This is a genomic window from Rhodococcus sp. ARP2 (genome assembly GCF_001029585.1).
Classification (GTDB): domain Bacteria; phylum Actinomycetota; class Actinomycetes; order Mycobacteriales; family Mycobacteriaceae; genus Rhodococcus_F; species Rhodococcus_F erythropolis.
The window spans coordinates 34,423-49,608 of record NZ_LEKE01000002.1 but is presented as its reverse complement, the minus strand read 5'-3'; the positions used below and the strand labels follow the sequence as shown (position 1 = coordinate 49,608).

Annotated in this window: 13 protein-coding genes; 5 read left to right on the top strand and 8 right to left on the bottom strand. The window is 63.6% G+C overall.

Features of this window, described 5'->3' with window-relative positions:
• Nucleotides 1-73: 73 nt before the first annotated feature.
• From ABX74_RS01075 to ABX74_RS01065, 3 genes are all read left to right on the top strand, one after another.
• On the top strand, nt 74-775 hold the full coding sequence (locus ABX74_RS01075; RefSeq protein WP_047888039.1) for a FadR/GntR family transcriptional regulator: 702 nt from the start codon (nt 74-76) through the stop codon (nt 773-775).
• Nucleotides 772-2,142 carry an FAD-binding oxidoreductase gene (locus ABX74_RS01070; RefSeq protein ID WP_047888038.1) on the top strand — a complete coding sequence of 457 codons (1,371 nt, stop codon included), beginning with the start codon at nt 772-774 and terminating at the stop codon, nt 2,140-2,142. The genes ABX74_RS01075 and ABX74_RS01070 overlap by 4 nt, the downstream gene beginning before the upstream one ends.
• A gap of 78 nt (nt 2,143-2,220) precedes the next feature.
• Nucleotides 2,221-3,216, top strand: a complete 996-nt coding sequence (locus tag ABX74_RS01065; protein WP_082148439.1) for an NAD-dependent epimerase/dehydratase family protein — start codon at nt 2,221-2,223, stop codon at nt 3,214-3,216.
• 56 nt (nt 3,217-3,272) lie between these two features.
• Here ABX74_RS01065 and ABX74_RS01060 read toward each other — a convergent pair whose 3' ends face one another.
• From ABX74_RS01060 to ABX74_RS01045, 4 genes are all read right to left on the bottom strand, one after another.
• The gene (locus ABX74_RS01060) at nt 3,273-5,060 is read right to left on the bottom strand and encodes an AMP-dependent synthetase/ligase (protein WP_019749307.1); all 1,788 of its coding nucleotides are present in this window, start codon (nt 5,058-5,060) and stop codon (nt 3,273-3,275) included.
• Between the two features lie 139 nt (nt 5,061-5,199).
• Nucleotides 5,200-5,898 (bottom strand): hypothetical protein, encoded by a 699-nt coding sequence (locus ABX74_RS01055; RefSeq protein WP_019749306.1) that lies wholly within the window; start codon nt 5,896-5,898, stop codon nt 5,200-5,202.
• A gap of 126 nt (nt 5,899-6,024) precedes the next feature.
• Nucleotides 6,025-6,651, bottom strand: coding sequence for a phosphoribosyltransferase (locus ABX74_RS01050; RefSeq protein WP_029255786.1), 627 nt, complete (start codon nt 6,649-6,651; stop codon nt 6,025-6,027).
• Nucleotides 6,652-6,706: 55 nt separating this feature from the next.
• Nucleotides 6,707-7,534: a carbon-nitrogen hydrolase family protein gene (locus ABX74_RS01045; protein WP_020908425.1), complete on the bottom strand. Its 828-nt coding sequence runs from the start codon at nt 7,532-7,534 to the stop codon at nt 6,707-6,709.
• A gap of 102 nt (nt 7,535-7,636) precedes the next feature.
• Between ABX74_RS01045 and ABX74_RS01040 the strand changes: the two genes are divergently transcribed.
• On the top strand, nt 7,637-9,412 hold the full coding sequence (locus tag ABX74_RS01040) for a DEAD/DEAH box helicase (protein WP_003945121.1): 1,776 nt from the start codon (nt 7,637-7,639) through the stop codon (nt 9,410-9,412).
• 102 nt (nt 9,413-9,514) lie between these two features.
• Here ABX74_RS01040 and ABX74_RS01035 read toward each other — a convergent pair whose 3' ends face one another.
• The 4 genes from ABX74_RS01035 to ABX74_RS01020 all read right to left on the bottom strand — a co-directional run bounded on the left by ABX74_RS01035 (nt 9,515) and on the right by ABX74_RS01020 (nt 14,148).
• Entirely contained in the window at nt 9,515-11,413 is a 1,899-nt protein-coding gene (locus ABX74_RS01035; RefSeq protein WP_046378885.1) for an ABC transporter ATP-binding protein, read from the bottom strand.
• Between the two features lie 92 nt (nt 11,414-11,505).
• Nucleotides 11,506-12,096 carry a hypothetical protein gene (locus tag ABX74_RS01030; RefSeq protein WP_019749302.1) on the bottom strand — a complete coding sequence of 197 codons (591 nt, stop codon included), beginning with the start codon at nt 12,094-12,096 and terminating at the stop codon, nt 11,506-11,508.
• Nucleotides 12,097-12,152: 56 nt separating this feature from the next.
• Complete coding sequence (locus ABX74_RS01025) at nt 12,153-12,563, bottom strand: YchJ family protein (protein ID WP_021344960.1); 411 nt, start codon at nt 12,561-12,563, stop codon at nt 12,153-12,155.
• A 22-nt stretch (nt 12,564-12,585) separates the two neighbouring features.
• Nucleotides 12,586-14,148, bottom strand: coding sequence for a long-chain-fatty-acid--CoA ligase (locus ABX74_RS01020; RefSeq protein WP_019749300.1), 1,563 nt, complete (start codon nt 14,146-14,148; stop codon nt 12,586-12,588).
• A 260-nt stretch (nt 14,149-14,408) separates the two neighbouring features.
• Between ABX74_RS01020 and ABX74_RS01015 the strand changes: the two genes are divergently transcribed.
• Nucleotides 14,409-15,182, top strand: a complete 774-nt coding sequence (locus ABX74_RS01015; RefSeq protein WP_003945134.1) for an ABC transporter ATP-binding protein — start codon at nt 14,409-14,411, stop codon at nt 15,180-15,182.
• The last annotated feature ends 4 nt before the right edge of the window (nt 15,183-15,186 follow it).

Below are 15,186 nucleotides of genomic sequence, written 5' to 3'. Positions count from 1 at the left end.
GTGGTCCGGGTCACGAATCTCCTCAATTAAACAGTTTGTCAGACAAGCAGGCAAGGGGTGGTAGCGTCGCGGTATGGATACGACTCCGTTGTCGCGCATGCCGCTCAGCCTTGCCGTGTCGGGAAGAATCCGTGCTGCCATACTCGACGGCTCGCTTCCCGTCGGCGAGGCATTGCCAACCGAACAGGAACTCGCGCAGACGTTCTCGGTGGGTCGGTCGACGGTCCGCGAGGCACTTCGTGTCCTGCAAGCACAGGGATTGTTGACCGGCGCGGACACCACCTCTACCGCCAGGCCTCGGGTGACGCACGAGCACACCGCAGATTCTGCGGCCACCGCTCTCAGTACGGCACTGCAAGTGGGCGCGGTTCCGCTCGGCGATCTTGTCGAATTGCGAGTGCTGCTCGAAGCTGCTGCGCTACGAACCGTCACCGCCGTGCCAGACGACGCCCGGGCTGCGATCGAGCGAATGCGCATCGCAACCCGGGCCGACGACTCGGTCGCATTCCACGACGCCGACGTCGACTTTCATGTTGCGCTCGCCGGAGCGGGCGGGAACAAGGCGTTCGGGTTGGTCATGACGGTTCTCCGCGACAGCATCGCCGGCTACCTGCTGAGCGAACTCGACTCGCGCGAGAACTCGGCGGCCACGCTCGGCGCACTGCTGGCAGAGCACGAGGGTATCGCCGACGCGATCGAGCGCGGCGCAGCTGACGAGGCCGCCGATTTGGTCGAGCGCCATGTGCGCGGATTCTACGAAGGACGAACGGAATGACCACGAGTATCGATCTGTTGGGCGAACGCTTGCAGAAAGCGGTGGGGGACAGGGCGACAACCGATCCCGACCGAATGGGCGCGTACGTCCGGGATCAATCACTGCTCACCGCAGCCGGAAGGCCCGCCGCGCTGGTCAAGGCGAAGACGGTCGACGACGTCGTCGCGGTTATGACGGTGGCGCACGAACTCTCCGTTCCGGTGGTGACACGAGGGGCAGGTACCGGGTTGGCCGGCGCTGCCAATGCGCTCGACGGGTGCATCGTCTTGAGCGTCGCGGGCATGGATCGCATTCTCGAGATCGATCCTGCCGCGCGCACCGCCACGGTGGAGCCCGGAGTGATCAATGGTGACCTGGCGGAAGCTGCTGCACAGCAGGGTCTTTGGTACGTACCGGATCCGGGAAGCCAGTCCATCTCGAGTATCGGCGGCAATCTGGCGACAAATGCAGGCGGCATCTGTTGTGCCAAGTACGGCGTCACCGGTGATCACGTCGCGGCCCTGACGGCGGTACTCGCCGACGGGCGTGTGATCCGTACCGGTGCGCGGACGCGCAAAAATGTTGCGGGGCTGGACCTGACACATCTGCTCGTGGGCTCGGAGGGAACGCTCGCGGTCATCGTCGAAGCCACGATGCGGTTGCGTACGGCGCCCACTGCCGCGACCACCGTCGTCGCCTTCTTCGATTCCGCGGAGTCCGCGATCGATGCCGTCCTCGCCGTGTCGGCAGTGGCCGAACCGTGTCAGATGGAGTTGATGGACGACGTCACCATCGGCGCGGTCAATCGGCTGACGAGGATGGGGCTGGACGAATCGGCCGGGGCGATGCTGCTCATCCAGTGCGACGGTAGGTCGGCGGCCGCCGAGGCAGCGGACTGCGCCGCGGCGTGCGAAAGTGCCGGGGCTCGAGAGGTTTTCCACACCGACGATCCCGTGGAAGGTGAAGAGTTCACTGCCGCCCGCCGGATGGCGTTGCCAGCTCTCGAGGCGTTGGGCACGGTACTTCTCGACGACGTCGCGGTGCCGGTGCCGGCGTTGCCGTCCATGTTGGAATGCATTCGTGAAGCGGCCGATCGCCACGGTGTCACGATCGGAACCTTCGGCCACGCCGCTGACGGCAATCTCCACCCGACCATCGTGTTCGACGCTGCCGAAACGGGAGCGCAGGATCGTGCGCGCGGAGCTTTCGACGACATCGTTGCCGGCGCACTGGCATTGGGCGGAACGATCAGCGGTGAACACGGTATCGGGGTTCTCAAAGCGCCGTACATGGCAGACATGGTCGGCCAGACCGAACGCCAGTTGATGCTTGCGGTGAAGGCCGCATTCGATCCGAAGAGCATTCTCAATCCCGGACGGGGTATCTGAGCGCTTCGTCCGACCCTCACTCGTCGGAAATTGCGCTACCAGACGAACTTGTTGCTGCACGACGCTTTTCGAGTGACGATGGCCGTCATGAAGCTGCTGATGCTCGGAGGAACACGGTTCCTCGGCCGTGCCCTCGTCGACGACGCCCTGGCACGGGGCTGGGAAGTGACAGTGCTCCATCGGGGGCTCACCGGAGCGCCACCACCTACCGCGGAGGTTCTGTTCGCGGATCGCACCGATCAGCGAGCGATGGTTGAGGCGCTCGGTGATCGTCGATGGGATTTTGTCGTCGACACCTGGTCGGGTAGCCCCCGAGTTGTCGGTGAGAATGCACGCGTCTTGCACGGTCACGTCGACCGGTACGCATACATCTCCAGTGGATCCGTCTACCAATGGGGCTTGCATGTGGACGAGGGCTCGCCGGTGGTTGCCGCATCTGCGACGTCCGATGACTACAGCGATTACGCGTCCGCCAAACGCGGGGCCGAACTCGCTGTCCTGGAATCCTTCCCGGACGCGCTGCTCGCGAGGGCAGGGTTGATCCTCGGTCCGCACGAGGACATCGGGCGGTTGCCGTGGTGGTTGCAGCGCATCGCTGCGGGTGGACGCGTCGTTGCTCCCGGAGCGCCGACCAGACCGTTGCAGTACGTCGATGCCCGCGACATCGCATCGTTTGTCCTGTCCGGACTGGCGGCCGAAATCAGCGGGACGTACGACGTCATCAGTGCGTCCGGGCACACCACTACCTCCGGGCTCCTCGAGGCGTGCGTGGACGCCACCGGTTCGGGTGCGGAGTTGGTGTGGATCGACGAGGACCGACTTGCAGCAGCGGGAGCGCAACCGTGGACACAACTGCCGTGTTGGGTCCCGCAAGAGGGCGAGTTCGCGGGTTTCCTCGAAGCCGACACTGCCAAGGCGGCGCGGGCAGGGTTGCGGTGCCGTCCCGTCGAAGACACCGTGCGCGATACCTGGGAATGGATGCAACGGGAAACTCTGCCGACCCAGCGGGAGGATCGTGCGGTGCACGGCCTTCCATCCGAGATCGAAAAGGAACTACTCTCCGCCGGAGAGTGAATCGAGTCTGGCCCGGTTCGCATTCGAACCGGGCCAGACTCGTGAAAGACGATCGATCAGGCGTACAGGTCGCTGATCTTGGTCTTGTGAGCTTCGTGAATGATGTTGCGCTTGAGCTTGAGCGTCGGCGTCAATTCACCGGTCTCCTGGGTGAAGTCGACCTCGAGGATCGTGTACTTCTTGATCTGCTCGGGGTTGGAGACCTTCTTGTTCGCGTCGGCAACGGCCGAGTCGATCTCGGCGATCAGGTCGGCGTTCTTCACCAGATCCGCGATCGCGGTGCCGGCGGGCAGGCCGTTGCGCTCGACCCAACCGGGCAGAGTCTCCGGATCGAGGGTGATCAGTGCACCGATGAACGGCTGACCGTCGCCGACGACGAGGCACTGGCTGATCAGAGCGTGCGCACGCAGGGAATCCTCGAGGCCTGCCGGTGCGACGTTCTTACCTCCGGCCGTGACGATGATTTCCTTCTTGCGCCCGGTGATGGAGACGTAGCCCTCGTTGTCGATCGATCCGAGGTCGCCGGTGTGGAACCAGCCGTCGACGATCGATTCGGCCGTCGCCTTGTCGTTGTGCCAGTAGCCGGCGAACACGACCGGGCCCTGCAGGAGGAGTTCGCCGTCCTCGGCGATCCGTGCTGCATGGCCGTTGATCGGCTTGCCGACGGTCCCGACGCGCTGCGCGCTCGAGGTGTTGACGGTGATTGCGGCGCTGGTCTCGGTGAGTCCGTAGCCCTCGTAGATCGGGATGCCGACGCCGCGGAAGTAGTGGCCGAGACGCGCGCCGAGGGCTGCGCCACCGGAGACTGCACGCTCGCACTCGCCGCCCAGAGCTGCGCGCAACTTCGAGTAGACGAGCTTGTCGAATACCGCATGCTTGAGCTTGAGTGCCAGCCCGGGTCCACCCTTTTCGAGGGACTCGCTGTATTCGATGGCAGTGGCGGCAGCCTTGTCGAAGATGCTGCCCTTACCGCCGTCGACTGCCTTCTGGCGAGCCGAGTTGTACACCTTCTCGAACACGCGCGGTACCGAGAGGATGAAGTTGGGCTTGAAACCGGCGAACTGCTCGAGGAGCGTCGTCAGATCCGACGTGTGGGCGACGGTGACCTTGGCGTCGAAAGCGCCGAAGGAGATCGCTCGCGCGAATACGTGGGCGAGCGGCAGGAACATCAGCGTCTTCTTGCCGGGGACCATCGACTCCGGCATCGCCAGGCGGCAGGCGTTGGACTCGGCGTAGAAGTTGGAGTGCGTCAGCTGGACACCCTTGGGGCGTCCGGTGGTTCCGGAGGTGTAGATCAGGGTCGCGGGCGAGGCAGCGGTGACCTGGTGACGACGAGTGTGCAGTTCTTCGTCGGTGATTGCCGAACCGCGACTGGACAGCTCGTCGATAGCACCTGACTCGATGACCAGAACCTCGCGGAGGGCTTCTGCACCGTCGGTGACTTCCTTGTGAGTCTCCGCGTGCTTGGCCGTTTCGACGACCAGAAGTGTTGTCGCGGAATCCTCGAGGATCCACTGCGCCTGATCAGGGGAGGAGGTCTCGTAGATCGCGACGGTGCATCCGCCGGCAGTCCAGATGGCGTAGTCGAGAACGACCCACTCGTAGCGAGTTGCTGACAGGATAGCGACGCGGTCGCCGAGCTCGACGCCCGAAGCGATCAGGCCCTTGGCAACTGCGGAGACCTGCTTCGCGAATTCAGCTGCAGTGACGTCGACCCATCCACCGTTCGACGGCCTCTTGAACGGCACGAATGTGGGGTCTTCTTCGGCGTGACGGAACACGGAGTCGGCCATGGATACGTTCTCCGGAATTGAGAACGACTGTGGAACTGAGAACTCGCGCACTATTGACCCCTCCAGTGACTACTGACATTTCTGATGTGCATTGCATCACATTAGTCGTCATTTTGCACTGTCGTTACTATTCGGTAGAACTGGTCGGGCGCTGACCTGCAGTTTAGTGTGACCGCCTGTTTACAGGTACTCATGCGACGTGTTGGAGCATGCGGCCGTGCACGGACAACCACCGGCGAATTGCGTAGTCCAATCGGTCCGGATCCACTCCGAGTTGCTCTGCAGTAGCTGCAAGGATCTCCGAGGTGTCTCCTGGCAACTCGGTGGTGCCGAGTGTTGCGCTGATGAACGTGTCGGCAGCGGTACCCAGATCGGTGTGTGGAATTCCGGCCAACATCAACAGGTGTGCCCAGGTCACTTCGGAACCGTCTCCGCAGGCGTCCACCCAGGCAAGGTGAACCGCATCGAGAGCGTTGTCGGAATCGGCAGCAGAGAGCAGGTCCTCGACGCTGTTGATCCGCAAGTGATGGAGTTTCTCGGCGACCTGTTGGATGTGACGTGCCTCGATCGGGACACCCGTCGCCGTGTAGCGACGCTTGTACGAGCCGATCTTGCCTGCCCACTGGTCCGAACTCCCGGCTTCCTCGAAGGTGCGGAGTAGTTCGCGTGCGCCGTCCGTGACGGGTTTGTCTTCGCGGGCTTTCCGGTAGGCCAGGTAGCGATCTACGACGGTCACTTCGCTGTGACCCGACGTGGACTGAACGGATTCGATGATGCACAGGGCGAGGCTCTGTCGATAAGCGTCTGACGCAACCCAGGCGGAAGGGTCGCCCAGGCGGTCACGGCACGCAGCTGCGACGGCGTCGACGGTATCGGTCGAGATGGTCACGGTTCCTCCAGAAAGCCGAATTCTTTTTGTTCCATTTGGGCTATCGGCACCGAGGAGCGAAATGTTGCACACATCACAAATTCTCAGAGATCTCTTGGACTGCGCTCAGGCTGGAGGGGTGTCCTCTCAGGCGAGGAAGGTCAGCACTTCGTCGTCGCTGAGTTGATGAAAGTCCTCGAATGCAGCACCGACGCCGCCCAGCAGGGCAGGAACGAAGGGGCAGACGACCCGATCGGCTGAGCACGCGATCACTCTCATTGCTTCAGGGGAGGCAACTGGGACAGCGACGATGACGGAGGCAGCACCCGCGGTGCGCGCGCAGCGGCAGGCAACGGCGGCACTCGCACCCGTGGCCATTCCGTCGTCGACGATCACTGCGGTGCGTCCGTGGAGGGAAACCGGGGTCCGTCCCTCGCGCAGGAGCCGCGCTCGCCGTTCCAATTCGGTTCGTTCGTCGCGTTCGACGGCGGCGAGTTCACTTTTCGAGACGCGAACCGCTGCGATGACGTCGTGATTGAGGACCCGCACGCCACCCTCACCGATGGCGCCCATCGCCAGTTCCGGGTTGTACGGACTGCCGAGCTTGCGCACCACCACGATGTCCAGCGGAGCGTTCAGTGCCGCAGCCACCTCGGCTGCGACCGGTACTCCGCCGCGTGGGAGTCCGAGAACGACAGGCTTGTCGAGACGCAAAGACTCGAGCCGCCCGGCCAGAAATTTGCCGGCGGAAGATCGATCCCGATACTGGGTCACTGCGTTGTCCTCGAGAAGCTCGAACCCCGACCTGTTCGACGCTACCCGCTGCAGGTCACCGCGACGAGACAGTGAACCTCCGCAGCGCGAGAGCGGGATTCTTCTCGCGTACTTCGGCGATGCGAGCGGCCGAAACAGTCGCGGCGGCAACCCCGACCTGCTCGCCCAGTGAACACATCACGACGCCCATCGGGTCGACGATCATGCTGGCACCCGCGCCGCCGCGCGCGCTCTGGTCAGCCGCTGCGATGTACATCGTGTTCTCGATGGCCCGGGCGCGTACGAGAGTGGTCCAGTGGTCTTCCTTGAGTGGCCCGGGCACCCACTGGGCGGGCAGGAGCAGGATGTCCGCGCCGACGTCGACTATGCGCCGGGTGACTTCCGGGAAGCGCAGGTCGTAGCAGGTCTGGAGGCCGAAGGTCAGGCCGTCGCACCCGAAAGTCTGCGGTTCCGTGATGTCGCCGGCACGGATCACGGCCGACTCCTGGTAACCGAATGCGTCGTAGAGATGCAGCTTCCGGTAGGTCGCCACCAGTTCGCCGTTCGGGTCCATCGCGACGAGGGTGTTGGAGATTCTGCTCACGTCGTCGATCCGCTCGTTCATTCCCGCTACGAGGAAGATTCCGAACTCCGCGGCGACCGCCGCCAATGCCGAACCGAATTCGCCGTCCAGGTCCTCCGCGGACTCGATCAGTCGTTCATCCGTCTTCGGTGCGGTGAACATCGAGTATTCCGGCGCCACGACAACTTTCGCGCCCCGTGCTGCTGCATCGGAAGCCAGTGATCGCAGTGATTCGAGGTTGGCTTTCTTGTCCGTCCCCGGGGCGAATTGGGCAATCGCGACAACGGTCTGGGCGGGGGTGGCAACGGTGGCTTCGGTCATGCTCCATACGCTAGGCGAAACCCGCTGGGAGGGTGGATCTGTCGTAAATGCACCCCCGGTATGTCGTCGTGTCTATACTCTATCCGCTAAACTGCTGGTCAAATGAGTGATATTGAGCGTGACCCCGAACCCCCAACATTTGCCGACCTCGACATCGATGATCGGGTACTGAAGGCACTGTCAGACGTGGGCTACGAGTCGCCCTCGCCCATTCAGGCTGCCACCATTCCGCCGCTGCTCGAAGGCAAGGACGTCGTCGGTCTCGCACAGACCGGTACCGGCAAGACCGCAGCCTTCGCAGTTCCAGTCCTGTCGCGGATCGACACGTCGATCAAGCAGACCCAGGCGCTGGTGCTTGCTCCCACGCGTGAGCTGGCGCTTCAGGTTGCCGAGGCATTCGGCAAGTACTCCGCGCACATCCCCGGACTCAACGTGCTGCCGATCTACGGTGGCCAGAGCTACGGCGTCCAGCTGTCCGGCCTGCGCCGCGGCGCACACGTCGTCGTCGGTACCCCGGGTCGTGTCATCGACCATCTCGAAAAGGGCACCCTGGATCTGACCAATCTCAAGTACCTCGTTCTCGACGAGGCCGACGAGATGCTCAAGATGGGGTTCCAGGAGGACGTCGAGCGCATCCTCCGCGACACCCCCGGCGACAAGCAGGTCGCCCTGTTCTCCGCAACGATGCCCGGCTCGATTCGCCGGATCTCGAAGCAGTACCTGAACAATCCGGTCGAGATCACCGTCAAGTCCAAGACGTCGACCGCCTCGAACATCACGCAGCGCTACATTCAGGTTGCTCATCAGCGCAAGCTCGATGCACTGACCCGAGTCCTCGAGGTCGAGGCATTCGAGGCGATGATCATCTTCGTCCGTACCAAGCAGGCCACCGAAGACCTGGCGGAGAAGCTGCGGGCCCGCGGGCACTCGGCTGCCGCGATCAACGGCGACATCGTCCAGGCACAGCGTGAGCGGACCATCGGTCAGCTCAAGAACGGCGCCCTCGACATCCTTGTCGCGACCGACGTTGCCGCTCGAGGCCTCGACGTCGATCGAATCTCCCACGTCGTCAACTACGACATCCCGCATGACACGGAGTCGTACGTTCACCGCATCGGTCGTACCGGCCGCGCCGGTCGTCAGGGTGACGCGTTGCTGTTCGTCGCTCCGCGTGAGCGTCATCTGCTCAAGTCCATCGAGAAGGCGACGCGTCAGCCGCTTGCGGAGATGCAGCTTCCCAGTGTCGACGACGTCAACGCCCAGCGCGTGGCCAAGTTCGGTGACTCCATCACCGAGAGCCTGGCCTCGGAGAATCTCGCGATGTTCCGCAAGATGATCGAGGACTACGACCAGGAACACGATGTTCCGCTCATCGACATCGCTGCCGCTCTGGCGCTGCAGTCGCGCGACGGCGAAGCATTCTTGCTTTCTCCCGAGCCGCCGGCACCGCCGCGTCGTGAGCGCGAGCCGCGTGAACCGCGTCCCCCTCGTCGTTTCGACGACGGCCCGGCTCCTCGCTCGCGTGGACCCGAGGGCCAGGAGTTGGCTGCATACCGCATTGCAGTCGGCAAGCGTCACCGCGTCGTTCCGGGTGCCATCGTCGGTGCCATCGCCAACGAGGGTGGACTTCGTCGAAGCGACTTCGGGCACATCAGCATTCGCCCGGATCACAGCATCGTCGAGCTGCCGGCCGACCTCTCCAACGAGACTCTCGAAGCTTTGCGTCGCACACGCATCTCCGGCGTCCTGATCCAGCTGCAGCCTGATTTCGGCCCGCCGCAGGGACGTCCGAGTGGCCGTGGCGACCGTGGTGGCCGGGACGATCGCGGTGGACGTGACGACCGCCGCGGTGGCGGACGCGATCGCTACAACGACTGACCTACAGCTTCAACGACTGACATAAAGACTGAAACAGGCGCTGCCCTCCGCGAGGAGGACAGCGCCTGTTTTCTGTGTGGGGGGGCAAGGCGCTGCGCGGTATCAGATCGGCGTCGGTGCGAGGGCGCCGTTCTTCCGGGCGTTGGTGTCGAACTGCGTGCGGTACAACTCGGCGTAGCGGCCACCGCGCGCGAGCAGTTCCTCATGGTTGCCGCGCTCGACGATCTGGCCTGCTTCGACGACGAGGATCAGGTCGGCGGAACGGATCGTCGACAACCGGTGAGCGATCACCACCGCAGTCCGCCCGGCGAGTGCTTCGCCGAGTGCTTCCTGAACCGCGGCTTCCGACGTCGAGTCGAGATGCGCGGTGGCCTCGTCCAGGATGACGACGCGAGGCTGGGCCAGGAGCAGTCGTGCGATGGTCAGGCGTTGACGCTCGCCGCCCGAGAGGCGGTAACCGCGTTCACCCACCACGGTCTCCAATCCGTCGGGCAGCGACGCAACCAGGTCGGTGAGCCGTGCTCGCTCCAGAACCTCGCGCAGATCTTCTTCGGTGGCATCCGGTCGCGCAAGGAGCAGGTTGGATCGAAGGCTCTCGTGGAACAGGTGCCCGTCCTGCGTGACCATGCCGACGGTCTCGCGGATGGAATCGGCACTGAGGTCGCGGACGTCGACGCCGCCCAACTCGACCGAACCGGAGTCGATGTCGTAGAGGCGCGGAATCATCTGGGCCACGGTCGACTTTCCGGCGCCGGACGTGCCGACCAGGGCGACCATCTGTCCTGCTTCGGTGCGGAAAGACAGGTTGTGCAACACGTCCTCGCCGCCGCGGGTGTCGAGGATCGCGACTTCCTCCAGCGAAGCTAGTGACACCTTGTCGGCAGACGGGTAAGCAAAAGTGACGTTCTTGAACTCGACGGACACCGGGCCCTGCGGCACCGTGCGTGCCTCGGGCTTCTCGGTGATGAGCGGCGCCAGATCGAGAATCTCGAATACCCGCTCGAAGCTGACCAAGGCGCTCATGACATCGACCCGGGCGCTGGCCAGTGCGGTCAACGGCGAGTACAGCCGCGTCAACAACAATGCCATCGCCACGACGGCGCCTGCGTCCAACTGTCCGCGCAGCGCGTAGAAGCCGCCGAGTCCGTAGACGAGGGCAAGAGCAAGGGCCGAGACCAGCGTCAGTGCTGTGACGAAGACGGACTGCAGCATTGCGGTCCGGACTCCGATGTTGCGCACACGCCTGGCGCGAACCGCGAACTCCGCGGACTCTTGCGACGGGCGGCCGAACAGCTTGACCAGAGTCGCGCCGGGAGCGGAGAACCGCTCCGTCATCTGGGTACTCATGAGCGAATTATGGTTGGCTGCTTCACGATTGAGTGCTGCAAGTTTTGCGCCCATGCGCCGTGCGGGGATGACGAAGATCGGGAGAAGTAGCAGCGCGAGGACGGTGATCTGCCAGGAGATCCCGAGCATGACGATCAGCGTGATCACCAGGGTGACCAGGTTGCTGACCACTCCGGACAAGGTGTCGCTGAAGGCGCGCTGAGCGCCGATGACGTCGTTGTTGAGACGGCTGACCAGTGCTCCGGTTCGAGTCCTGGTGAAGAACGCGATGGGCATCTTCTGGACGTGATCGAAGACGGTGGTGCGCAGATGCAGGATCAGGTCTTCGCCGATGCTGGCCGAGAGCCACCGGGTCAACAGGCCCAGAGCGGCTTCGAGAAGTGCTACCAGTGCGATCAGGGCGGCAAGTTTGACGACCACGTCGACGGCGTCGCCGCCGACTATCGCGTTGACCACACGCCCGGCCAGGACGGGTGTTGCCACGGCAAGCGCAGCAGTGACGACACTCAGTACGAGGTACCAGCTGAGGTTGCGTTTCTGTGGAACTGCGAACGTCGCGATCCGCTTCAGTGTCGCCTTCGAGAACGGGCGCCGATCTTCTTGCGCGTGCATCGCGTTGTACATCGCGTTCCACGCGGTGACTTCCATACTCATGACTTCGCCCCTCCGGTCGCCGGCCACGAAGATTACGTGGCCGGTACGACACGAAGGTAGAACCTCAACCAAACTTCAGGTCAAGTGCGGCCTCAGCGGGCCACGTCGACCACCACTCGCGGAGGGTCGCTGAGCGTCGTGACCGTGAACGGCTGCTTCTCGGTCACGCCGATGAACGACTGGGTGACTCCCTCGAAGACGTTGGACCCGTTGACCTCGGTCACGACTCCGCCGACGCCGGGGACCGGGTTGGGGCCGGAGTACTGCTCGACTCCGCTGTCGAAGGGATAGGCGGAACCGTCGATCAGGACCTGGATCACTGCGGCACCCTTGATGTCCACGGGCTTACCGCTGCCTTCCTGTGTCGCCGCGTCGACGTACTTGACGCGCCATCCGGGTGTGCCGGTTCCGCCCATTTCGTAGACGACGCGATCGAATCCGTCGTGCTCGCCCACTCGGATGTCGACGACGGTGAGCTTGGATTCGGTGCCCGCAGCCGACGTCTTGTCGGAGCTGTCCGTCGGGACTGGTTCTGTGGTCGACGCTGCTGCACTCGAGGTCGAGGTGACGGCCGAGGTGGCTGCCGTGGGAGTGGTCTCCGCGTCCTGCGAACAGGCAGTCAGGCTCACGCCCACTGCGATGGCAGCGACAGCGGCAAATGATCTCGTCCGGTTCGTTGTCATGACTCGATCGTAGGGCTCGCGTTATCGGGATCCGCGGCGGCGGTGCCCGGAGTTACCTAACCGATATCGCCGTCGACGTAGAGCCACTTGCCTTCTGTTCGCGCAAATCGACTGCGTTCGTGGAGCATTCCCCGCTCGCGCCCGAATGTGTAGTGAGCGCGAAATTCCACGACGCCGTCGGAATCGAACAGCCCGCCCCGTTCGGTGTCCAGGATCTCCAACCGGAGCCATGTCTGGTCGGGGTCGAGATCGAGTTCGGTGGGGCGATGGGCGGGATGCCAAGTCTGCGTGAGATATTCGTCGTCCATCACAGCGAAGGCCGTGTAACGCGAACGCATCAGGGTTTCGGCAGTCGGTGCGTGCGCTTCGCCGCTGATGTACTTTCCGCAGCATTCGGCCAACGCGTTGCCGCTGCCGCACGGGCACGGATCGGTCGGATTGGGTGTGGTGGGGCGGCGCGAAGTCACCGCCCCATTACAGCACGCGAACTCAGACCAGTTTGTGTTCGCGGTTGTCCCAGTACGGTTTGCGGAGGTCGCGCTTGAGGATCTTTCCGGTGGGATTGCGGGGAAGGATCTCGACGACGTCGATACTGGTCGGGCACTTGAACTTTGCGAGGCGTTCCTGTGTATAGGTGATCAGTTCGGCTTCGTCGATCTGCGCTTCGGCAGTGAGAACCACGACAGCCTTGACGGTTTCACCCCAACGGTCGTCGGGAACGCCGATGACCGCGACCTCGGCGATTGCCGGATGCTCCACCAGTACTCGTTCGATCTCGGGGGAGTAGACGTTCTCGCCGCCGGTGATGATCATGTCCTTGAGGCGGTCCTCGATGAAGACGAAGCCGTCGGAGTCGGCGCGGCCCATGTCGCCGCTACGCAGCCACCCATCTGCGGTAATCGTTTCGGCCGTCGCCTCGGGCTTGCCCAGGTATCCGGGAGTGCACTGTTCGGATCGCCACCACAGTTCGCCGGTCGTTCCGGTGGGCACGTCCTCGAGCGTGACGGGGTCCACCACACGCATCTCGACGCCTGGGATCGCCGTGCCTGCTGATGCCATGCGCTCGACCTGCGACTCGTCGCGGTGAACGTCCGGCATCAACGCGGTAATGACACCTGCCATTTCGGTCATGCCGTAGACCTGGACGAATTCGGTGTCCGGCCAAGCCGCGAGTGCTGCTCGCAACAACGGAAGGGGCATGGGGGCGGCGCCGTAGGTAATGCGTTTGAATGCCTTGAAGGCGGCGACGGCCTGCTCGCCTGCGGCCAGGACTCCGGCAATGACCGGTGGGACGAGAAAGGCGATGTTGGCTCCGGCGGCGAGACCGGCGAAGATCGACGGTCCGTCGGCTTCTCTCGTGAAGTAACAGCGCCCACCCGTGTGAATTGCCATGATGGCGTAGCACGTTCCGCCGACGTGAAACATCGGCATCGCGATCAAGAATCGGTGATCCTCGTGGGCCGGCAGGATTTCGAGCACATTGTTGCTGTGCGCGAACAGGTTTCGATGCGTAAGCTGTACGCCTTTGGGCCGACCGGTCGTCCCGGAACTGTAGAGAACCAGAGCGGTGGCATCGGGGCTCACCTCGGGGCGGGAGTGCAGCGGTGCGACCTCGTCGATCCACGGTTCGAACTCGTCGTGTTCCCCGCCGACGGCGAAGATCGATTCGACGGCCGTCAAGCGGTCGCGCATGGCGACGATCTGGGGGAGTAGTTCGCTGCCGACAAACAGAATGCGAGCGCCACAGTCCGCGAGGACGTAATCCAGCTCTTCGCCCGAAAGTCGCCAGTTGGGAATGACATTCGCGGCGCCGAGCAGTGAGGCGGCGTAGGTGACTTCGAGGCAGGACAGATGATTCTTGTCGACGAACGCGACAGTGTCGCCGGCGCCGATGCCGGATTCGGCGAGGGCGGCGGCGATACGCAAGATGCGGTCTCGCCACTGGGCCCACGTGTATTCGGTCCCTTGGAAGGTCATCGCTGCTTGATCAGGCTTGACCGTCGCCCAGTGCTCTAGCCGATCGAAAATGATTCCAGCGGTGGCGTCGGACATTCGGCCGCCTCTCTCGTGTGATTGGTGTCACAAGGTTAATGTGCGCCCGGTCTTCGTATCGCTGTTTCTCGTCAATGCGCACAAGCAGAGAGAGCACATTCCCGCGACCCTGACCGGCTCGGCTGCAGATATCAGGGTGGTCCCCGATGGCGAGCGCGCCCGACACCCGACAGGATGGAACCAACCATTGCGGGCGTCCGTGTTTTCACGGGCGCCCGTCACGCCCACAAGTAGTACCGAAGTGAACAGGAAAGGCGATCATGAGTTCGCACGCCCAGGATGTCGCGGCCCGCGCAGTCGGCCTGTCCAAGACCTACGGCACCGGAGATACCCAGGTGCACGCACTCAGTTCGGTGTCCGCAGATTTCGCCCGCGGTGAGTTCACGGCGATCATGGGGCCGTCCGGTTCCGGTAAGTCGACGCTGATGCATTGCCTCGCCGGTCTGGATTCCGCAAGTTCGGGTTCCGTTCTCATCGGCGACACGGAACTCACGACGCTTTCCGACAAACAGATGACCCAATTGCGACGCGATCGCATCGGTTTCGTTTTCCAGGCGTTCAACCTGGTGCCGACGCTGACGGCGCTCGAGAACATCACGTTGCCGCTCGACATCGCGGGACGCAAAGCGGACCCGACCTGGCTGAACAGCGTCCTGACCAAGCTGGGTCTCGGGGATCGCCTCGATCACCGGCCGGGAGAGCTCTCGGGTGGTCAGCAGCAGCGTGTGGCGTGTGCGCGTGCCCTGGCGGGTCAGCCGGAGATCATCTTCGGCGACGAGCCGACCGGAAACCTCGATTCGAAGTCCTCCGGGGAGGTGCTCTCGATCCTGCGGGCGGCCGTCGACGAGTTCAACCAGACCGTGGTGATCGTGACGCACGATCCGCGGGCAGCGGCGTATGCCGACCGGGTGGTGTTCCTCGCGGACGGCAAGATCGTTGACGAATTGCGCGAGCCTACGGCGGATTCGGTCCTCGACCGGATGAAGCGTCTGGACGCTCCGCAGGCGGTCGTGAACGTGGAAGCCGGGGCTTGAGCAC

Coding starts and splice junctions, on each gene's coding strand:
- ABX74_RS01040 (WP_003945121.1), top strand. CDS start 7,637: ATGAGTGATATTGAGCGTGACCCCGAACCCCCAACATTTGCCGACCTC.
- ABX74_RS01075 (WP_047888039.1), top strand. CDS start 74: ATGGATACGACTCCGTTGTCGCGCATGCCGCTCAGCCTTGCCGTGTCG.
- ABX74_RS01030 (WP_019749302.1), bottom strand. CDS start 12,096: ATGACAACGAACCGGACGAGATCATTTGCCGCTGTCGCTGCCATCGCA.
- ABX74_RS01035 (WP_046378885.1), bottom strand. CDS start 11,413: ATGAGTATGGAAGTCACCGCGTGGAACGCGATGTACAACGCGATGCAC.
- ABX74_RS01015 (WP_003945134.1), top strand. CDS start 14,409: ATGAGTTCGCACGCCCAGGATGTCGCGGCCCGCGCAGTCGGCCTGTCC.
- ABX74_RS01045 (WP_020908425.1), bottom strand. CDS start 7,534: ATGACCGAAGCCACCGTTGCCACCCCCGCCCAGACCGTTGTCGCGATT.
- ABX74_RS01020 (WP_019749300.1), bottom strand. CDS start 14,148: ATGTCCGACGCCACCGCTGGAATCATTTTCGATCGGCTAGAGCACTGG.
- ABX74_RS01070 (WP_047888038.1), top strand. CDS start 772: ATGACCACGAGTATCGATCTGTTGGGCGAACGCTTGCAGAAAGCGGTG.
- ABX74_RS01065 (WP_082148439.1), top strand. CDS start 2,221: ATGGCCGTCATGAAGCTGCTGATGCTCGGAGGAACACGGTTCCTCGGC.